The sequence below is a fragment of the Paraburkholderia sp. 2C genome (genome assembly GCF_054589215.1).
Genome location: NZ_BAAILL010000042.1, coordinates 283,635 through 304,186, shown reverse-complemented (window position 1 = coordinate 304,186; position 20,552 = coordinate 283,635). Strand labels below are relative to the sequence as shown.

Here is a 20,552-nt window from a genome sequence, read left to right as displayed (position 1 = left end):
GTTCGATCCACCATAAAGACGGAGGCGCAGGAGATGCACAAGCTAGGTTTCGCGCAAAAGCTGTGGTTGCCGCTCGTCGTCAGTCTCGTGGCGCTGCTGCTGGTGTCGGTGTCGGCGGCATGGCTTTCGCGGCAGACGCGTATCGACGAACGCAAGAATGATCTGATCAATGTCGCGCACGTCGGTCTGTCGATCGTCGAGGAGTACGCGGCGCTTGCGAAAAGCGGGGCGATGTCCGACGTCGATGCGCGCAAGGAGGCGCTCGCGCGGCTGCGCGACATCCGTTACGGCGAAGACGGCTATCTGCTCGTGATCGATTCGACGCCGCGCATGATCATGCATCCAATCAAGCCCGCGACCAACGGCAAACTGCTCGCGGATACCGCGGACGCGGACGGCCGCCATCACTACGTGAGCTTCGCGCATGTCGCGCAGTCGCCGACAGGCGGCTTTGTCGATTACGTGTTCCCGCATCCGCATTCGACCGAAACAGTCGGCAAGATCGGTTACGTCGTGCGTTATGCGCCGTGGGACTGGATCATCTCGACGGGCGCCTATGTCGACGATATCGACGCCGCTTTTATGGAGACGCTCTACGTGCTCGGCGCGGTGTTCGTCGTGCTCGCGCTCGTGCTCGCGTCGCTCGTGTGGATCATCAACCGCAGCATTCTGCGCACGATCGGCGGCGACCCGCGCTACGCGGCGCAAGTGGCGGGGGCGATTTCCGAGGGCGATCTGACGGTTGCGATCGACATGCGCGCGAGTCGCGGCGACCGCAACGTCAACGCCGACAGCCTGCTGCATGTGATGCAGCGTATGCGCGACGCACTGACCGGCACGGTGCGCCAGATCGGTGCCGCCGCCGATAGCGTCGCGACCGGCGCGCGCGAAATCGCGACCGGCAGCGCGGACCTGTCGGTGCGCACCGAAAACCAGGCGGCGTCGCTCGAGGAAACGGCGGCGAGCATGGAAGAGGTGACGTCGATGGTCCGGCAAACGGCGGAGCACGCGAAGACGGCGAGCCAGCTCGCGGTGAAGGCCGCGCAGATCGCCGGCGACGGGGGCGGGCTGGTTGCCGATGCGGTGGCGACCATGCGCGACATTTCGGCCGCCTCGCAGCGCATGGTCGAAATCATCGCGGTGATCGAAGGTATCGCATTCCAGACCAATATCCTCGCGCTGAACGCGGCGGTCGAAGCGGCGCGCGCGGGCGAAGAAGGGCGGGGTTTCGCCGTGGTCGCGGCGGAAGTGCGTTCGCTCGCGCATCGCAGCGCCGCGGCGGCGAAGGAAGTGCGCGAGCTGATCGGCAATGCGGTCAGCAAGGTGGGCAGCGGCGCCCAGCCTGTCGAGCAGGCCGGCGGCACGATCGACGGCGCGCGCGATGCGATCGCGCAGGTCACGACGCTGATCCAGGAGATCGCCGCGGCGGCGTCCGAGCAGAGCTCGGGCATCGAACAGGTGAACCTCGCGGTGACGCATATGGACACGCTGACGCAGGAAAACGCCGCGCTCGTCGAAGAAGCGGCGGCCGCCGCGCATTCGCTGACCGAGCAGGCGGTGATCCTGCAGAACGCGCTGCGCGCATTTCGTCTGCGGGAAGACGATAGGGGGCAGGCGCGGCATCGAGGCGCGCAGGGGCGGGCCGCCGGAGCCTCGGCGCAAGGTGCGGCCGGCCCTGCGCGGCACGGCGACGCAGCGGAATATGCGGCCGCGGCCTGAACGTTGCATCGGGGCTGCCAGGCTGACGACCTTCGGGTCGCGGGAATAAACGCTGCAAAGGCGATGTTAGTTGTGCAAGCGGTGCAGACGACGCGAACCGACTAGCACGACGCAGACTACGGCCATAGCCGTGCCTGTCGCGCAATCGGCTGTCATTTTCTTGCGCTTTCAGCGACTTACAGATTGTGACTTGCCGATTCGCAGCGGCAGTGCCACAGTCTGCACAGCGCTTGCGCTGTGCACCGCTCAGCGTTCTCCACTCTCGCCGACGCCATCATGACTCCCGCTATCGCCGCGTATGAACCGGGCAGGCAGTTGCTGCCGTTTCGCGAATCGCTGCTTGCCATGCTCGGCATCGCGTTCGTCGCGATGCTCGTCGCGCTCGATCAGACGATCGTCGGCACCGCGCTGCCGCGCATCGTCGCGGACCTCAAGGGGTTCGATCTCTATGCGTGGGTCGCGACGTCGTACATGCTCGCATCGGTCATTACAATTCCGATCTTCGGGCGCCTCGGCGACCTGTTCGGCCGCAAACCGTTTCTGATTGCCGCGATTTCGCTGTTTACCGGCGCATCGGTGCTGTGCGGCATCGCCTCGAACATGCTGTTTCTCGTGATCGCGCGCGGCCTGCAAGGTATCGGCGGCGGCATTCTGATCGGCACCGTATTCGCGACGGTCGCCGATCTGTTTCCCGATCCTAAGCTACGGCTGCGCTGGCTCGTGTTCGTCACGTCGGCGTTCGGGCTGGCGAACGTCGTCGGGCCGACGCTTGGCGGCATGCTCACGCAGTCGGCGAGCTGGCGCTTCGTGTTCTTCGTCAATGTGCCGGTCGGCGTGGCGTCGCTGCTGTTCGTGCTGCGTTTCGTGCCGCCGCTGCGGCATCTGCGCAAGGCGGGCCCGGTGCAGCTCGACTGGCTCGGCGCATTCGTCGTCGCGGCGACCTTCGGCGCGCTGCAATTGCTGATCGAACTGCTGCCGAAGGAAGGCGTGAGCACGATGACGATGGTGCTGATGCTCATTACCGTCGCATGCGGCACGACGCTATGGTTCTGGGAAAAGCGGATGGGCTACCCGGTGGTGCCCATCGATATGCTGCTCGACCGGCGGCTCGCCGCACTGTTCGCGATGTCCACGCTCGGCGGGTTTGCGCTGTTTTCGATGGTGTTTTATGTGCCGCTGCTGTTCCAGGGCGGCTTCGGCATGTCGCCGCACGAATCGGGCATGCTGATCACGCCGCTGCTGCTCGGCACGTCGGTCGGCAGCGTGCTGAACAACCGGCTCGTCACGCGCATTCCGCGCGCGAATACGCTCATGTATATCGGCTTCGCGCTGTTTGCGGCGGCGTGTCTCGCGCTCGTCGCGATTACGGGCCATCAGCCGCATTACGTCTGGATGTTGTGCATGGCGTTAAGCGGCCTCGGACTCGGGCTCGTCGCGACGAATCTGACGATCTGTTCGCAGCAGATCGTTGCGCGCGACCACATCGGCGCGGTGACCGCGCTGCTGCAGTCGCTGCGGATTTTCGGCGGCATGCTCGGCACCGCGATGACGGGCGCGCTGTTGAGCCATCTGTACGTACGTGGCGTGCACCGGTCGCTCGATTCGTATCAGGCGACGCAGTGGCTGCAGTCGTTCTCGAGCCCCGATCTGCGGGTGGACCAGTCGCAGCAGGCCGCGCTGATCGAACATCTGATCATGGCGGGGCATGTCGGCGGACCGATGATGCAGGCGGCGCGTCTGGCCCTGATCGACTCGATTCACGTGGGCCTCGCGCTCGCGGCGGCAGCCGCGATCATTGGGCTGTGCCTCGCGTGGTTCGTGCCGGCGGTGCGCGTTGTCTATCCGGCCGATGGCAAGGAGCAGAGCGCGGCCGCAGCGGCAGGGACGGCGGGGGCAGCGGGGGCAGGGGCGGCGCAGGCGTCGGCGGACGGGGCGGCGGCGCAGCCCGAATAAAACGGGGCCGGCGACGGACCGGTAAATCGTGCGCATTGCCAGCATGGCTGTATAAATATACAGTTCGTCTGTTTCGCCTATTTGCCCGACCGAGGCTTGCTCGGCCTCCGTCTGTTAGCGCCGTGCCCAACGACACCCCGGACCCGCTCTACTACCTGCGCAATTTCGAACGCGCGCTCGAATGGCTCGCCAGGCGCTACGCCGATCTGCTCGACGACGCCGAGCGGGCGTTTCTGCACGGTTTCCCGCGTCTGCCCGAGGCGTCGCGCGCGCTACTGACGCGCATGCTGATGCGCAAGGGCACGCTGTTTCGCACAAGCCGCCTTGCGTATCGCGAGATCGGCTGCCCACTCGCGGCCGCCGGGCCGCTCGCCGCGGCGGGCTGGATCGAAGCAAATGCGCGGTTGACGCTCGACGAACTCTTCGATCTTTCCACACGAGCCGAATTGCTTGCGCGCTTTTCCGCGGAACTGGCCGGCGCGAAATCCGCGCGCAAGCACGAATGGCTCGTGCTGCTGCGCGAGGCGTACACCGATGCACGCACGTATGCCGAATGGCACGCTCAAGCGGCCGAGCATGTGTTGCAGGTGAGCATCGCGCCACTGTGCGAACGGTTCAGGCTGATGTTTTTCGGCAATCTTCAGCAGGACTGGTCCGAGTTCGTGCTGGCCGATCTTGGTGTGTATCAATACGAGCCGGTGGCGTTTGCACCGTCGTCGCGCGCGTTTCAGAAACGTGACGACGTCGATATCTATCTCGCTTTGCATGCATGCGGCGAGACGCTTTACGCACTCGAAACACTCGACGCGAACGAAGACGATGGATCGTTCGAAATGCTGCTCGATGCACTGCTGCGCGCCGTCGACGAGATCGCGACGGACAACGCATGGCTCGCAACGCGCCGCGCGAAGCTGCTGTATCGCATCGGACACTGCGCGGAACGTCGCCGCCAATGGCACACCGCCACGACCGTTTACGCGCGTTGCGCATGGCCCGGCGCACGCCACCGGCGCATCCGTGTGCTCGAATTGCATGGCCGGCCGCAAGAGGCGCTGACGCTTGCGCTGCAAGCCGCAAGCGAACCGGAGAGTGAAGAAGAAAGCCAGCGCGTCGCGCGCATGTTGCCGCGGCTGCGGCGGCAAGCGGGCGTTTCGGCGCGATCGTCTGTGCGGGTTGCGCGTGCTTCGCGCGACGCAGCGGCCGCCGCGGCGCCGGCAAGCGCGGTTGAGCGCAGCGTGCTGACGCTCGCGCGGCCCCTTGAAGCGGCCTCGGTCGAATACGTCGTGCTCGAATATCTGAGCGAGCGCGACGCGCCCGTGTACTACGTCGAAAACGCGCTGATCAATTCGTTATTCGGACTGCTGTGCTGGGAGCCGGTGTTCGCGGCGTTGCCCGGTGCGTTCTTTCACCCGTTTCAACGCGGCCCCGCCGACCTGCATGCGCCGGATTTTTACGCCAAGCGCGCCGCGCTGTTCGACGCGTGTCTCGCCGAACTCGACGATACCGGTTACCGCTATCGCGAAACGATATGGCGGCATTTTGAAAGCAAGGCAGGGCGGCAATCGCCGTTCGTGTTCTGGAACCTGCTGACGCGCGAGTTGCTCGATCTCGCGCTCGATTGCGTGCCGGCCGCGCATCTGAAGCGGTTTTGCGAGCGGCTTTTGCGCGACATTCGCGGCAATCGTTCGGGGTTGCCGGATCTGATCCGCTTCTGGCCGCGTGAGCGGCGTTACGAACTGATCGAAGTAAAAGGACCGGGCGACCGCCTGCAGGACAATCAGATCCGTTGGCTGGCGTACTGCGGGCAGCACGGTATTCCGGTGCGCGTGCTCGATGTGCGATGGGCCGATAGTGTCGACGGCGATGCTGTGGATGCCGCCGCACTCGCCACGGAGACGAGCGCATGAACTACGTCGTCGCCGTCCGCACGCTGTGCGAATTCACCGCGAAGCGCGGCGATCTCGACCTGCGTTTCACGCCGGCGCCGAGCGCGGCCGAAGGCATCGCGGGGCACGCCGCCGTAGCCGGCCGGCGCGCGAGCGGTTACGAAACCGAGATCACGTTGAGCGGCATCTATCGCGGCCTCACGGTGCGCGGTCGCGCCGACGGATACGATGCCGCGCGCAACCGGCTCGAAGAGATCAAGACGTATCGCGGCGACCTCGAACGCATGCGCGAGAACCATCGCGCGCTGCATTGGGCGCAGGCGCTGATATACGGGCATTTGCTGTGCGAGACGCGCGCGCTCGCGGAACTCGACATCGCGCTCGTGTACTTCGATATCGTGAGTCAGAAAGAGACGCTTTTGACCGAGCGTCACACGGCGGCCGCGTTACGCGGCTTCTTCGAAGCGCAATGCGAGCGGTTTATTGCGTGGGCCGAACGAGAAGCAGCCCATCGCGTCGCGCGCAATGCGTTTCTCGGCGAACTGGCGTTTCCATACGGCGCATTTCGCAGCGGCCAGCGCGAACTGTCGGTCGCCGTCTATCGCGCGGCACGTGACGGCCGCGCACTGCTTGCACAGGCGCCGACCGGCATCGGCAAGACACTCGGCACGATTTTCCCGTTGCTGAAGGCGTGCGCGGAAGGTCACGTCGATCGCGTGTTCTTCCTGACCGCGAAAACGCCGGGGCGTGCGCTTGCGTTCGACGCGCTCGATGTGCTGGAGCGCGCGTGCGCGGCCAGCACACCAGGCCACACGTTTCCGCTGCGCGTGCTCGAACTCGTCGCGCGCGACAAAGCCTGCGAGCACCCGGGCAACGCCTGCGACGGCGAATCGTGCCCGCTCGCGCGCGGCTTCTACGACCGCATCGCGGCCGCACGCGACACCGCATTGCGCTCGACGCGCCTGTCGCGCGACGTCGTGCGCGCCGCCGCGCTTGCCCACGACGTCTGCCCGTATTATCTCGCGCAGGAACTCGCGCGCTGGTGCGACCTCGTCATCGGCGACTACAACTACTACTACGACAGCGGCGCGCTGCTCTATGCGCTGACGCAGCTCAACCAGTGGCGCATCGCGGTGCTCGTCGACGAAGCGCACAACCTGCCGGACCGCGCGCGCCGCATGTACACCGTGACGCTCGATCAACACGCATTCAAGGCCGCGCGCCACGCTGCGCCGGCCGCATTGCGCAAACCGTTCGACCGGCTGAACCGCGAATGGAACGCGTTGACGCGCGAACGCACGACGCACTACGAAGTGCTGCCCGACATTCCGGCGCGCATGCAAGCGGCCGTGCAAAACCTGATTTCCGCCATTACCGATCAGCTATCCGAAACACCGCTCGGCGCGGATGAGGCCGTACTGCGCTTCTACTTCGACGCCTTGCATTTCATGTCGCTTGCCGAAGAATTCGGTAGCCATTCGCTATGCGATGTAACGCTCTCCACACCGGCGCGCGCGGAAAGCTCGCGCGCCAAGCCCGCGACATCGCTGTGCGTGCGCAACGTCATTCCCGCGCCGTTTCTCGCCTCGCGCCACGCGGCCGCGCGCACGACCGTCATGTTTTCGGGCACGCTCGGCCCGCAGCAGTATTACCGCGACACGCTCGGTCTTCCCGAAAGCGCGGGCTGGCTCGATGTCGAAGGTCCATTCAGGGCCGAGCAGCTGGCCGTGCACGTTGCGTCGCACATATCGACGCGCTGGCGCGACCGCGAAGAGTCGATCGCGCCGATCGTCGAGCTGATCGCGCGCCAGTACGGCACGCGGCCTGGCAATTACCTTTGCTTTCTGAGCAGCTTCGACTATCTGCAGCGAGTCGTCGCATCGTTGCGCATGCAACATCCGCATGTGCCGATCTGGACGCAGGAGCCCGGCATGGACGAAGCGGCGCGCGACGCATTCGTCGCGCGTTTCCGGACCTCGACGTGCGGCGTCGGTTTCGCCGTGCTCGGTGGCGCGTTCGCGGAGGGGATCGATCTTGCCGGCGAGCAACTGATCGGTGCGTTTATCGCCACGCTCGGTTTGCCGCAAATCAACGACGTCAACGAGCAGATGCGCCGTACGATGCATGCGCAGTTCGGCAACGGTTACGACTATGTGTACCTGTATCCGGGCTTGCAAAAGGTCGTGCAGGCCGCGGGCCGCGTGATTCGCACCGAGCAGGATGCCGGCGTCGTGCATCTGATCGACGACCGCTACCGGCGCGCCGACGTGCGGCGCCTGCTGCCGCGCTGGTGGCATGTGCCATGATTCACGGTAATTGACGCGCCACTAACCCACCCGCAACCCGCAACCATGAGGGCGGCATGCAAGCGAGCGAGTACCGGCTATCGACAGTCTGGCGTCTCGAAGCGCCGCTCCACGCAGTGTGGAATGCGATTCACGATTCGGCACGCTGGCCCGAGTGGTGGAAGAACGTCGAGCAGGTGGCGGAACTCGAAACCGGGTCGGGCGACGGCATCGGCGCGCTGCAGCGCTATACGTGGAAGGGACGGCTGCCCTATCGCGTCGTGTTCGACGTACGTGTCACACGCATCGAGCCGCTTGTCGCGCTCGAAGGTATCGCGAGCGGTGATCTGGAAGGCATCGGCTGCTGGCGCTTTTCAAGCGAGCGCGACGGCGTCACCGTCGTGCGCTACGAATGGCGTGTGCACACGAGGCGCGGCTGGATGAACGTGTTCGCGCCGCTCGCGAAACCGCTGTTTCAATGGAATCACGACTTCGTCATGCGCGAAGGCGGCGTTTCTCTCGCGCGCCGGCTCGATGCGCGGCTCGTCAGTATCGAACACCGTTCGTGACACTATGATGTTGGCGTTCCTCAATGAATGCCTTGCGAAAGCATGGCGCCTCTCCAAAGGCACTACCCCATTCACACGCGTTGGGTAAGTGGCTTCTGAAAGCACGCGCGGGCCGGTGCGGACATCTGTCGTTAACACATCGACCTTACATCGAGGTGCGAAAACGAACCGCTAATGTTGCAATTGCATCAATGTATTTTTTTGAAAAGCGGGAGCAGTAACGCGACATGTTCCTTTACGATGCAGATGTGCCCACGCACGCCAAACCCACAAGGAGAGGACTTCATGGACATCGATTCGATTCGCAAAGGCGCCTTTGCGATGCCAGTTCATAACCCGTCGTATCCGCGCCCGCCGTATCGTTATCGCAATCGCGAGTACTTCGTCATTTCCTATGAAACCGACCCTGAAGCGCTGCGCGCCGCTGTGCCCGAGCCGCTGCAGCCCGCCGACGGTCTTGTCCATTACGAATTCATCCGCATGCCCGATTCGTCGGGCTTCGGCGATTACACCGAAAGCGGCCAGGTGATCGCGGTGCGCGATCCGCAAGGCAGAATCGGCAACTACACGCACGCGATGTATCTCGACGACGAAAGCCCGATTGCGGGCGGCCGCGAAATCTGGGGCTTTCCGAAAAAGCTCGCGCGTCCGCGTATTTCGGTGGACGGCAACGACACGCTGCTCGGCACGGTCGATTACGGCACGCAGCGCATCGCAACGGGCACGATGGGTTACAAGCACAACTTCTGCGATGTCGAGACCGAGCGCCGCAAGCTCGCGGAAACGCCGAACTATGTGCTGAAGGTCATTCCGCACGTCGACGGCACCGCTCGCGTATGCGAACTCGTGCGTTTCTTCCTGCGCGACGTGACGGTGCTTGGCGCATGGAGCGGCCCGGCCGCGCTCGAACTGCGTCCGCACGCGCTCGCGCCTGTCGCCGACCTGCCGGTGCGGCGCGTGATCGGCGCACGGCATTTCATCGCCGACCTCACGCTCGATATCGGCGAAGTCGCCTTCGACTACCTCGCGGCCGTCGATACATTAAAGCCCGCCGCGAACGAATAAATCGGCGAACCGTCTCCCGCTTGTTTTCCAGCTTATTTTCCAGCTTATTGACTAAGGACTTCTCCTATGACGTTGAACAACAAGGTCGCCGTCGTCACCGGTGCGGCAAGCGGCATCGGCGAGCAGTGCGCGCGTAAGCTCGCTGCGCAGGGCGCGAAAGTCGTGATCGCCGATCTCTCGCTGAAAAATGCGCAACAGGTTGCGGCCAGCATCAACGACGCCGGCGGCAATGCATTCGCGGTCGAAATGAATGTGATCGACGAAGACGCGGTGAATCGCGGCATCGACGCAGCGGTTGAAAAATTCGGCAGCATCGACGTGCTCGTGTCGAATGCGGGCATCCAGATCGTGAACCCGATCGAAAACTACGCGTTCGCCGACTGGAAAAAGATGCTCGCCGTGCACCTGGACGGCGCGTTCCTCACCACGAAAGCGGCCATCCGCCATATGTACGACAGCGGCCGCGGCGGCTCGATTATCTATATGGGCTCGGTGCACTCGCATGAGGCATCGAAGCTGAAGTCCGCGTACGTTACCGCGAAGCACGGCCTGCTCGGGCTCGCGCGCGTGGTCGCGAAAGAGGGCGGTCCGCGCGGCGTGCGCGCGAACGTCGTGTGCCCGGGTTTTGTGCGCACGCCGCTCGTCGACAAGCAGATTCCCGAACAGGCGAAAGAGCTTGGCATGTCCGAACAGGACGTGATCAAGCACGTCATGCTTGGCGATACGGTCGACGGCGAATTCACGACGGTCGACGACGTCGCGAACACCGTGGCATTCCTCGCGGGCTTCGAATCGGCGGCATTGACGGGGCAATCGATCGTTGTCAGCCACGGCTGGTACATGCAGTAACGGAGGCGCACGCATGAGCAGCAAGACCAACAAGCCGGCACGGCAGCCGGAGTCGTTCGTGCTGCCGCGCTATGACGAAATCGCGCTGGTGCTGCAAGGCGGCGGCGCGCTCGGTTCGTATCAGGCGGGCGTCTACCAAGGCCTCGCCGAAGCGGGCGTCGAGCCGCACCGTATTGCGGGCGTATCGATCGGCGCGCTGAACACGGCGATTATCGCGGGCAATCCGCCCGAAAAGCGTGTCGAAGCGCTGCGCGGGTTCTGGAATGCGATCTGCCATCCGCGCGGCTGGCTCGGCAATCTGAGCGCGTGGGCCCTGCCGGGGCTCGAGCAGCACGATCTCGCGCGCCGCTGGGCGAGCATGTTTGCGGCAGGGCGTGCGCTGACCGAAGGGCAGCCGGGGTTCTTCGCGCCGCGCTTTCCGTTGCCGCTCGCGGGTTTCTCGAAAGTGAGCCCGAGCGACATCAGCTACTACAACACGGCCGCATTGAAGGAGACACTGCTCGCGTTCGCCGATTTCGATCGCATCAACGATGGCGGCATTTGCGTGTCGGTCGGCGCGGTCAACGTGCGCACCGGCAATCTGACGAGCTTCGTCAATCGCAAGATGCGTCTGACGCCTGAGCATTTCATGGCGTCGGGCGCATTGCCGCCGGGCTTTCCCGCGGTCGAAATCGACGGCGAATTCTACTGGGACGGCGGGCTCGTGTCGAACACGCCGCTTACCGAAGTGCTGCGCGACGCGGACCAGAAAGATACGCTCGTTTTTCAGGTCGATTTGTGGAGCGCGCAAGGCAATCTGCCCGGCGATTTTCTCGATGTGTCCGAGCGCGCGAAAGACATCCAGTACTCGAGCCGTACGCGCGCGGTGACCAATATGCTCGCCGAGCGCCAGCGCAACGCGTGCTTCATCAAGGAACTGCTCAAACACGTGCCGAGTTCGGTAGTCAAGGCCGATCCGCTGTTCCGGCAGGCGCAGAAGCTCGCCGACGGCAGTGCGATCAACGTCGTGCACCTGATCTACAAGAACAAGTCATACGAAGGGCACTACAAGGACTACGAGTTCAGCATCGACACGATGAACGAGCACTGGGACAGCGGGCTCGAAGACATTCGCGATTCGTTTTCGCATCGCGACTGGTTCGATGTGCCGAGCCGCGACATCGGGTTCGTTACGCACGATGTACACCGGCTCGAAGGCAAGCAGCCGGAACCGGACAAGGGCCTGCGCGAGGTGAGCGGCGATTCACGCGAAGAAGAGGCGGCTTGAGCGACGCTTTGGTGCCGGCCCGCGGTTCGATCGCAGGCCGGCATCGCTATATATCGCCACGCGTCGCTAAACGTCGCCGTACGTCGCTACAGGCACGGCGGTCGCCACAGGCATCGGCGACGGCGTGAATGTCGACCTCCACTTCGGTATTCGATCAACCGCGCCGTAGCGCATCGACACGCGCAATCAGCCGCTGCATCCACCCGCGCAACAGCGTATTCGACATCACCGCCGGGATCGACAGCGCAAGAATCCGGTACACATCGCCGCGTCTGATCTTCGACGCGCGGCCCGGTTCGAGCCAGGCCGGGTTGGCCACGAGCAGTTCGAGCGTCTCGAGGCCGATCAGGATCGGCCATACACAGGCAAGCCGCAAGCGGACCGCACGCACGGGAATGGCCAGCGTGTAGTCGACGGCAGCTCGGTAGTGGTCGAGCGCCTTGCCGACCAGTTCGTGCATCAACGGTTGCGCACGCAACGAAGCGCCAGGTTCGAGCAGATCTCGTGGCGTGAGATCAAAGCGATCGAGCAGTGTCGACGGCAGATAGCAGCGGCCGATGCGCAGGTCCTTGCTGCAATCGCGCAGCACGTTTGTCATTTGCAGCGCCTTGCCGAAGCGCACGCCGCGCCCGATCATCACGTCCGGCGCTTCGCGAAGCGTGCCGGGCAGATGCGCGTAAGTCATCTTCGTCCAGAATTCGCCGACGCAACCGGCCACCATATAGGTATAGCGATCCAGTTCTTCCCATTCGCGCAGCGCGACGATCTCGCCCGACTGTTCGTCGGGGAACGTGCGCAGGTCGAATTCCATCCCTTGTGTGAGCGTCGTGACGATCTCGCGAACCGCACCGCGATCGTCGTCACTCAATTGCGGCAGGATCGCGAGCGCGGGCTCGAGCGATTCGAGCAGCACGCGTTCGTCCGATTGCGTCTGTTGCGCGGCGACCTGTACGGCGACGCGCTGCAATTGCGCGTTCTGGTCCGGTGCGCCGTTCACCGCGGCGCGCAGCGAGAGCAGCAGCGATAGCCGGTCGGCGGGCGGCACGATCGATGTATCCGCAATCGTATCGGCGGCGCGCGCAAGCAGATACGCGAGACCGATCGGATCGCGCATGCCGGCCGGCAGCACGCGCAAGGTCAGATAGAACGAACGCGAAACACCTTTCAGAAGCGGGCCGAGCAGGAAGGCCCGGGTCGGATTGGGCATGAGCGGAGTCGAATGAATGCTAAGCGGATTAAAAGGCTGCCGCATTGTATACGGCAAAGCGGCACGAGGCCTGCGAGAGCGCAAACCGCTTCGCGAACGCTCATTCGGACTCGCACGATTCATCACGGGATGGTGAGTTGTGTGCGGCATGTTTTCGATACGGCGGATTCTTTGACTATGCTAGATTCGGCCCCCGCCAAATCGTGCAATGAGGCGGCGGTCTCCGTTTCGCACTCGCTGCTCGCGCAGGCAGTGCCCTCGCACGAGGGCGCTTCAGCAATCCTCTCTATTTAGCGGAGAAAAGTCATGAGTATTTTCGGCACGATCCTCAGCAAGATCTTCCCGATCGGTCATCCCGCCGCGCAGAAGGCAGCGGATGCCGCCAGTGCGCCGGCCCAGGGACAAGCCGCCACGGCCGCACCGGCAAGCGATGCGCCGTCGGCGGCGCCTGCCGCGGCTGCGCAACCTGTCGACGTCGAAGCGGTGCTGAGCGGGCTCGCCGCGCAACGCTCGGAAACGCTGAACTGGCGTACGTCGATTGTCGATCTGATGAAGCTGCTTAATCTGGACAGCAGCCTCAATGCACGCAAGGAGCTTGCGGGAGAGCTGCACTACACGGGCGATACCAACGATTCGGCGTCGATGAACGTCTGGCTGCACAAGCAGGTGATGGTGAAGCTCGCCGAAAACGGCGGCAAGGTGCCCGACGATCTGAAGAACTAATGAAACGCCGAACGCACGGACCGCACGCACGAAGCCGGTGCGGGTGTCGTGCCGCCGCCGGTCAGTTCCGATGCCACGCGTGATTGATGCCGAACGCATGGCGGCGTACGAAGTCGGCGTGGCGCGCTTCGTATGAGTAGTCGCTATCGAGGGGCATGTCCAGTTCCGGATAGCGGGGCGCGAGCAGATCCAAAAGCATAAAGATGTAGGTCATGACAGCCTCCGACTTCTAGCCGGCCTTCACCGGCGATTCGGTCAAGCGAGCCCGAACGCGGCACTTTGCTGCCGCACGGCTCGCTTTTTTACAGGTTGCTCGCGAAGTCGCGCGAGTGGTAATGACGCAGACGGCGTTCGACTTCAGCGAGGTCCGTCGAGCCTTCGAGATAGCGGTTCAGCTGACGTTGTTCATTGCGTTCGAACCAGCTGCCGATCTTTTCGATGAGGTGCGCAAACATGATCGTCTCCAGTGAGTGAGGGGTGAAACACTTCTATGAGACGTATCGTATTGGCCGAGAATGAGCAGAAAATGAGGTTGGCGAAGCAGGCAGCACGACTAGAACCGGTGCCGCAACCCCACGGCGACCACCAGCTGCTGATCGTTCGACGAGGGGCTCTGGCTGGCGATATCGGCGGTCAGGCCCGAGCCGTCGCTGTCGATATGCTGATAACTCGTCTGCAGATAGACGTCGGTGCGCTTCGAGAACAGGTAGTCGGCCTGCACCGACACCTCATGCCACTTCGGACGATGCGAGCCGCTTGCCGTCGATAGCGCGCCATCGGTGAAGGTGTACTCGCCGCTCACGCTGAACGCCGGCGTCACGAAGTAACTTGCGTTCGCCTCGTAGTTCGTGAAGCTGGCGCCCTGGCCGTTCTGTGCGAGCCCGAGGCTATTCGGGCCGTTGATCGTATCGAGCCCGCCCAACTGCGTGCGCGTCCACACGAGGCCGACGCGCGCCGGTCCGAACGCATAGGCGGCGCCCGCGCCGTAGGTGCGCTGCAGCGCGGCGATAAACGTGCGATCGGTCAGCGTCAGCGCACCGTTCGTATTGCTGCCGCCGCCGTTGTTGGCCTGGAAGTAGCCGGCGCCGAGGGTGAGCGGCCCCGCGTCGAACGATGCGCCGAAGCTGTAGAGCCGGTTGTTGTCGAAGCCCGGGTCGTTCGAGAAGCCGTACAGCGCGCCGAATCTCAGGCCGCCATAGTTCGCGCTCGCGTACTTGATCGAGTTGTTCACGCGAAACGAGTTGTTCAGATTGTCGTTGTCGTAAGGATGCGCGGAGAGGTTGTTGCCGCCCGGGTGGATGCCGGTCAGGCTGAGCGCGGCCAGATAGTCGACGACCGAATCGTACTGGCGTCCGAGCGTCACGGTGCCAAGGCGCGTATTCGACAGCCCCGCGTACGCCTGATAGCCGAACAGGCGTCCGCCCTGGCGCAGCGTGCCGTTCGTCGCGCTGAAGCCGTTCTCGATTTCGAATACAGCCTTCGTGCCGCCGCCGAGATCTTCGCGCCCGATCAGCCCCCAATGGCTGCCCGTCACGTCGCCGCTCGCTTCCTGCCACGCGCTGTGGCCCTTGACGTTATTCGTATAGAAAATGCCCGCGTCGATCAGGCCGTACAGCGTAACCGCCGATTGCGCGTGCGCCTGGCACGCGAAGGCGGCCGCGCAGGCCGCGACGATGAATGTGTGCTTCATGTGTGTCCGAAAACCGCCATGCTATAGTTTGAGTTAATGAGAATGATTGCCATTTGAGGCGGCAACTGTAGCGGCTCGATGTAATGGCAATGTGTTGGGGCGGCGCAGTTTTGTAATGGAATGTGTTGGCGCGCTTGCGATTGCGCGACGCGCGTGATCGAACGAAAGAGAACGGAAGGCTCGAGCTTCAGATGGACCACATACTCGTCGTCGACGACGACCCGAATATCCGGCAATTACTGCACGACTACCTGCGCGGCATGGGCTACGAGGCGAGCATCGCGAGCGGCGGCGCGCAGATGAAAGAGGTGCTGCGCGGCGCGCGCGTCGATCTCGTGGTGCTCGATCTGATGCTGGACGGCGAGGACGGCCTCGACCTCACGCGCGAACTGCGGCGCGGTCGCGACGTGCCGATCATCATTCTGAGTGCGCGCGGGGCCTTGCTCGACCGCATTCTCGGCCTCGAAATGGGCGCCGACGACTACCTGCCTAAGCCGTTCGATCCGCGCGAGCTCGTTGCGAAGATCAAGGTCGTGCTGCGCCGCGCGCGCGGCATGGCGCCTGCGCAGCGCACCGCCGACGCGAGCGCGTTCGTCGGTTTTGCCGGCTGGCGGCTCGACACGCGTATGAAGCAGATGCTGTCGCCGGACGGCATTGTCGTGTCGCTCGGCGGGTCCGACTACCGGACCTTGCGCACGCTGCTCGATCATCCGAACCGGCCGCTGTCGCGCGAATTCCTGCTCGATCACGTGTTCGGCAAGGAACATACGCCGCTCGACCGGTCGATCGATGTCTGCATCAGCCGCCTGCGCCATCATCTGAAGGACGCGGCGCGGCGCGCGGCGCTGATCCGCACGGTGCGCAACGAGGGTTATATGCTCGTGGCCGACGTCGTTTACGACGCGTGAGACGGGCGTGGACCGTTTGCCGATGAGCATGCGCTGGAGGCCGCGTTTTTTGCCTCGCTTATGGCCCGACTCGCTGTTCGGCCGCCTCGTGACGATTCTCGCGATCGGCATGTTCGCGGGGCAACTGCTCACGAGCACGATCTGGTTCGACACACACGAAAGCCGCACGCTCGACATGCCGGCGCGGCTCTTTGCAAGCCGTCTCGCGGATACCGCGCGGCTGATCGCGCTTGCCCCGGACGATGCGGCACGCCGCGCGCTCGCGCAACAGCTTGGCGATCCGAAGTATCGGATCGAGTGGATTGCGGCCGATGGGCCCGGCACTGACTCGACCGGCGCCACGGGGTTTCACCGCGAGCCGATCGTGCAACGCGTGACCGGCGACCTGATTCGCGGCGTGCTCGCGCGGCGTCTTGGCGCGCCGCCCGAGATGCGCCTGCTCGAAGCCGAAGTGCACGACGACTCGGGCAAGCGCGGCGGCATCCTGAGCCTCTTCGATTCGCCGATGCCGACCGGCGACTTCCACGTCCAGCTGAGGCTGCGCGGCGACGCGTGGCGCGGCTGGCTCGACGTGCACGCCAACGAAGGCCAGGCCGACGCGCTGACCGAACCGCATTCGCTGGCGCTCGACTATCTGGTGCGCATCTATCTGATCCGCTTTACCGCGGTCTGCGTGCTCGCCTTCATTGCCGTGCGTTTCGCGGTGCAGCCGCTGCGTCGGCTCGCGAAAGCGGCTGAGGCGCTGGGCCGCAACATTCACCGTCCGCCGTTGCCGGTCAGAGGCCCATCGGAAGTACGAAGCGCCGCGCAGTCGTTCAACGCAATGCAGCGGCAGCTCGCCGACAGCATCGCGCAACGCACGCGCTTTCTGACGGCCGTATCGCACGATCTGCGCTCGCCGCTCACGCGCCTGCGGCTGCGCGCGGAAATGCTGCCGGACCCGGTGTGGCGCGAGCGTTTGCGCGGCGACCTCGACGAGATGGAAGCGATGGTGACATCGACGCTCGATGCGGTGCAAGGCATCGAGATCACGGAAACGCGTCACGAGATCGATCTCGATTCGATGCTCGAAGGCCTTGCCCAGGATCTGCGCGAGGCGGGTCACGCGGTCAGCATTGCGGGCCACGCGGGGCGGCCGGTGCCCGGTTATGCGCGCAATCTGAAGCGCTGCCTGCAGAACCTGCTCGACAACGCGATCCGTTACGGCGAACGCGCCGACGTGCACGTCGCCGATATGGGACGCAGCGTGCGCATTGTGATTAGCGACCGCGGGCCCGGTATCGCCGACGCGACGCTGCGCGAGCGCGTGTTCGAGCCGTACTTCAGGCTGGCGTCGAAAGAGGGCACGGGGCTTGGGCTGACCATCTCGCGCAGTGTTGCTGCCGCGCACGGCGGCACGCTGACGCTGGAAGACCGCGTGGAGCGCGGGCTCGATGCGGTGCTGATCTTGCCGCGCGAAGACTGACCGCCGCGCGCGCCCCACACCGGCTTCAATTCGGACGACGAGGCCGCCGCGGCCGATCCGCTTCAGCGTCCGGCGTTTCGTCGGCGTGTTGGCTCGCGCCGCGATTCGCGTCGCCATTCCCTTCGGCCTGCATTTCGTTATCGGCACGATGCGCGCGCCCACCGTGCCCGCCGGCATCGCGCGCGCCGCCCGCATCATCGTGATTGTCGAGCTCGCCACGCCCATTCAGCTGCGCCACCGGCAGCCTTCCATCCTCAGGCGCAAGCACCTGCCGCTGCGGATTCAACATGGCGATACCCCGCTCGCTGAACCGCTGGAAAATGCGCCGGTTGAACTCGCGCTGCACGCCCCAGCGCGCGGAGTCGCGGCACTGTACCTGGCCCGCGAGCGTGACCGACGCGCCGTCGACCGCATCGACGCCCCAGAACGCGAAGTCCGACAGAATGCCGTCCTTGAACTGGTCGTCTTCACGCAGCGACGCGCCGATCTCCTTCAACGTCGCGATCGCAAGATCGAGGTCCGCGCCGAATACGATGCTGACTCTCACCGCCGCATTGCCGAGCCCGCGATTGGTATTGTTCACGGTCGACACCGAACTGAACGGCACGGTGTACAACGAACCGTCGCCACCGCGCAGCCGCACCGTGCGAATCGACAGATATTCGACGGTGCCCGACACGCCCGCGAGCGTGACCCAGTCGCCGACCTGCATCGCGTTTTCCATCAGCAGGAAAATGCCGGTGATGAAATCCTGCACGAGCTTTTGCGAGCCGAAGCCGAGCGCGACGCCGAAGATGCTCGCGCTCGCCAGCAGCGGCGCGGTGTTCACGCCGAGTTCGCTCAATCCCGTCATCGCGACGACGAGCGCGATCACGACGAACAGCGCCGTGCGCAGCATCGGCAGCAAGGTGCGCAGGCGCGCCGCGCGCATCAGATCGCCGCTTTGCGTCCAGCGCGCGAGGCGCCGCTCGACCGAGACGTTCGCCGCTTCCCAGACGAACAGCGCGATCACGGCGGCCACGAAGATCGTCACGATCGCGGACGCAAGCCGATGCCCGATCGTGCCGGTCGCGAAGAACTGCCAGACATCGACGTGCCAGACCTGCAACAGCACGATCACGGTCACCACCGCGATCAGCAGATAGACGATTCTGCGCACGAACGGGTAGTAGCGATACGCATGCTGGTGAACCAGCGAGCGTCCCTCTTCCTCTTCGGCGCGAAAGACCCGACCGAGCGCCCCGAACACGACAATCGATACGACACGCGCGCCGATCAGCACGGCCACCGAAATGCCGCCGAGATGCAGCAGTGTGCGATAACCGTTCTGCACGTCGAGCGCCCAGACGAACCACAGCGCCATGACGATAAACACCGCGACGCCGGCCCACAGATCGACGAAGCCTTCGCCGACGAGTTTCATCGGGCTGCTGCTGTCCTGCGCGCGCGCGCGGATGGCTTCGGCAACGGGCTTGCGGCATTGCAGGACCATCACCGACAGCAGCACGTGGCCCGCGAGTGCAACGAGTTTGACGAGCGCGACATGGGCGGACTCCGAAAGACCGAGCGCGAGTGCGATTTCGACGAGCGCGGCGCCGCCGCCGATCGCGCTGACAATCCAGATGGCCCAGCGCTGGATAAAAATCGCCCAGCGGTCCGGCATGCGCAAGAGACGCAGCGCGGGGGCGTCGGGCTGCAGGAACAGGCCGCATGCGATAACGACGGTCCGGCAGATCACGTATAGATCGATCAGAGTGCTGAGCGCGCTGTCTTGCGGCGAGCCGTCTTCGGCAAGGATCGACATCAGGACGCTTGCGACGGCGACGAACACGACAAGCGGCACGACGCGCAAGAACAGCTGCAGCGCGGCGAGCGGCAATCGTTGCAGCAAGGTCCAGTGCGCGAGCGCGTGGCGCTGGCTGCGGGCTTCCTTGGCCTGCTGCCCGGGTGTTTCGCCTTTCGCTGCCGGGGCTGACGCGGTGGGCGCCGCAGGCGGCGTCGATGCAGCCGATGGGGTCGCGGCGGCTTTCGCAGACGCAGTTGCTGCCGCGGCGTCCGCGGCGGCTTTGGCCTCTGCCGCACTGGCGTTGCCGCTGGGTTGTAGAGGCACACCGGCCGCCTGGGCGGCTTGCGCGGCTTCGTCATCGATCTCGTCGGCCGTTCCGGCGGCACGCGCGGCCGACGAGGCGGCGGCAGCATCGTTCGCCGCTGCCTCCCGCCGGGCCTCGCGCTGCTCGGCCGCCTGCTGCATCGTTTCCCGATGCAAACGCCGCGCGGCAATCGCTGCGCGCGCGCGGCGCAGAAGCCGCCGCACCACCCATTCGATAAAGATCGCCGGCAGCAGCGTGCCGAGGATCGCGGACAGAATCGTCGCGAGCTTCGCGCGCTCCTGCGGGTTCTGAATCTCGTCGCGCCACCACGCGCGCACCGACGCCGTATCGAGCAGCACGATCAGCGAGTGCTTGAGCGACATGCCGGCCTGCTCGAGCCAGCGCGCGCCCTGGCGCGCGATCTGCGCCGCGAGGCCGTTCGATTTGAGCGCGAGCGGCGTGCTTGCGGCGGCCGCCGGCGCTGCGCTCGCGGCCGTGGCGGGGCTCGCCGCGACGGGCGGCGCGGCCAGTGCGCCCGCGGCGGCGATCGCATGCAGCGTGTTGGTCACCTGCGCGCGTCGTTGCGGATCGTTGAGAACCTCGAGCGCCTGGCGAGCCTGGTCGGGGGTCAGCTTGACGGGGGGCGCAGCGGATGCGGCGGCCGGCACCGTCGGCGCCGAAGCGTTCGTCGGTGCAGCGGTCGCGAGGGCTGGCAGCGCCAGTACGATCAAAAACCAGGCGATAAATAGTTTGCGCATAGAAACATTGAGGCGTCGTGATGCAGGTGTCACTCGGCGGCTTCGATTCGCCACCTCACTCAGCCGCGGACGGCGCCAGGTCGGATTTCGATCCAGGGAAAAGTAAAAACGACTGATT

Annotated in this window: 16 protein-coding genes; 11 read left to right on the top strand and 5 right to left on the bottom strand. The window is 64.7% G+C overall.

The features are described 5' to 3' along the window. The first annotated feature begins 33 nt into the window (after nucleotides 1–33). The 8 genes from ACYPXD_RS21355 to ACYPXD_RS21320 all read left to right on the top strand — a co-directional run bounded on the left by ACYPXD_RS21355 (nucleotide 34) and on the right by ACYPXD_RS21320 (nucleotide 11,593). Nucleotides 34–1,719 (top strand): methyl-accepting chemotaxis protein, encoded by a 1,686-nt coding sequence (locus ACYPXD_RS21355; protein ID WP_459715545.1) that lies wholly within the window; start codon nucleotides 34–36, stop codon nucleotides 1,717–1,719. A 276-nt stretch (nucleotides 1,720–1,995) separates the two neighbouring features. Further along, complete coding sequence (locus ACYPXD_RS21350) at nucleotides 1,996–3,672, top strand: MFS transporter (protein WP_459715542.1); 1,677 nt, start codon at nucleotides 1,996–1,998, stop codon at nucleotides 3,670–3,672. A gap of 122 nt (nucleotides 3,673–3,794) precedes the next feature. After that, entirely contained in the window at nucleotides 3,795–5,579 is a 1,785-nt protein-coding gene (locus ACYPXD_RS21345) for a VRR-NUC domain-containing protein (RefSeq protein WP_459715539.1), read from the top strand. Next, nucleotides 5,576–7,864, top strand: coding sequence for an ATP-dependent DNA helicase (locus ACYPXD_RS21340; protein WP_459715536.1), 2,289 nt, complete (start codon nucleotides 5,576–5,578; stop codon nucleotides 7,862–7,864). The genes ACYPXD_RS21345 and ACYPXD_RS21340 overlap by 4 nt, the downstream gene beginning before the upstream one ends. A 56-nt stretch (nucleotides 7,865–7,920) precedes the next feature. Continuing rightward, nucleotides 7,921–8,412 (top strand): SRPBCC family protein, encoded by a 492-nt coding sequence (locus tag ACYPXD_RS21335; protein ID WP_459715534.1) that lies wholly within the window; start codon nucleotides 7,921–7,923, stop codon nucleotides 8,410–8,412. Nucleotides 8,413–8,697: 285 nt separating this feature from the next. Next, complete coding sequence (locus ACYPXD_RS21330; protein WP_459715531.1) at nucleotides 8,698–9,477, top strand: acetoacetate decarboxylase; 780 nt, start codon at nucleotides 8,698–8,700, stop codon at nucleotides 9,475–9,477. Nucleotides 9,478–9,543: 66 nt separating this feature from the next. Continuing rightward, nucleotides 9,544–10,326 carry a 3-hydroxybutyrate dehydrogenase gene (locus ACYPXD_RS21325; RefSeq protein ID WP_459715528.1) on the top strand — a complete coding sequence of 261 codons (783 nt, stop codon included), beginning with the start codon at nucleotides 9,544–9,546 and terminating at the stop codon, nucleotides 10,324–10,326. Nucleotides 10,327–10,339: 13 nt separating this feature from the next. Continuing rightward, on the top strand, nucleotides 10,340–11,593 hold the full coding sequence (locus tag ACYPXD_RS21320) for a DUF3734 domain-containing protein (RefSeq protein WP_459715526.1): 1,254 nt from the start codon (nucleotides 10,340–10,342) through the stop codon (nucleotides 11,591–11,593). Nucleotides 11,594–11,747: 154 nt separating this feature from the next. Here the strand turns inward: ACYPXD_RS21320 and ACYPXD_RS21315 are convergent, their stop codons facing one another. Beyond that, nucleotides 11,748–12,923, bottom strand: a complete 1,176-nt coding sequence (locus ACYPXD_RS21315) for a phytoene/squalene synthase family protein (protein ID WP_459715524.1) — start codon at nucleotides 12,921–12,923, stop codon at nucleotides 11,748–11,750. 183 nt (nucleotides 12,924–13,106) lie between these two features. On the opposite strand from ACYPXD_RS21315, the gene ACYPXD_RS21310 reads away from it, so the two are divergent. After that, nucleotides 13,107–13,523 (top strand): DUF3597 domain-containing protein, encoded by a 417-nt coding sequence (locus ACYPXD_RS21310; RefSeq protein WP_459715521.1) that lies wholly within the window; start codon nucleotides 13,107–13,109, stop codon nucleotides 13,521–13,523. Nucleotides 13,524–13,584: 61 nt separating this feature from the next. On the opposite strand, the gene ACYPXD_RS21305 is transcribed toward ACYPXD_RS21310, so the two are convergent. From ACYPXD_RS21305 to ACYPXD_RS21295, 3 genes are all read right to left on the bottom strand, one after another. Continuing rightward, nucleotides 13,585–13,737, bottom strand: a complete 153-nt coding sequence (locus tag ACYPXD_RS21305) for a hypothetical protein (protein WP_459715518.1) — start codon at nucleotides 13,735–13,737, stop codon at nucleotides 13,585–13,587. Nucleotides 13,738–13,825: 88 nt separating this feature from the next. Further along, a complete protein-coding gene (locus tag ACYPXD_RS21300) occupies nucleotides 13,826–13,978 on the bottom strand; it encodes a DUF3563 family protein (RefSeq protein WP_459715515.1) in 153 nt (50 codons plus the stop codon). 98 nt (nucleotides 13,979–14,076) lie between these two features. Next, nucleotides 14,077–15,213: a porin gene (locus ACYPXD_RS21295; RefSeq protein ID WP_459715513.1), complete on the bottom strand. Its 1,137-nt coding sequence runs from the start codon at nucleotides 15,211–15,213 to the stop codon at nucleotides 14,077–14,079. Between the two features lie 191 nt (nucleotides 15,214–15,404). On the opposite strand from ACYPXD_RS21295, the gene ACYPXD_RS21290 reads away from it, so the two are divergent. Further along, nucleotides 15,405–16,121 carry a response regulator gene (locus ACYPXD_RS21290; RefSeq protein ID WP_459715510.1) on the top strand — a complete coding sequence of 239 codons (717 nt, stop codon included), beginning with the start codon at nucleotides 15,405–15,407 and terminating at the stop codon, nucleotides 16,119–16,121. A gap of 49 nt (nucleotides 16,122–16,170) precedes the next feature. Further along, nucleotides 16,171–17,586, top strand: coding sequence for an ATP-binding protein (locus tag ACYPXD_RS21285; RefSeq protein WP_459715507.1), 1,416 nt, complete (start codon nucleotides 16,171–16,173; stop codon nucleotides 17,584–17,586). A gap of 25 nt (nucleotides 17,587–17,611) precedes the next feature. Here the strand turns inward: ACYPXD_RS21285 and ACYPXD_RS21280 are convergent, their stop codons facing one another. Further along, nucleotides 17,612–20,434: a mechanosensitive ion channel family protein gene (locus tag ACYPXD_RS21280; RefSeq protein WP_459715503.1), complete on the bottom strand. Its 2,823-nt coding sequence runs from the start codon at nucleotides 20,432–20,434 to the stop codon at nucleotides 17,612–17,614. Nucleotides 20,435–20,552: the final 118 nt, after the last annotated feature.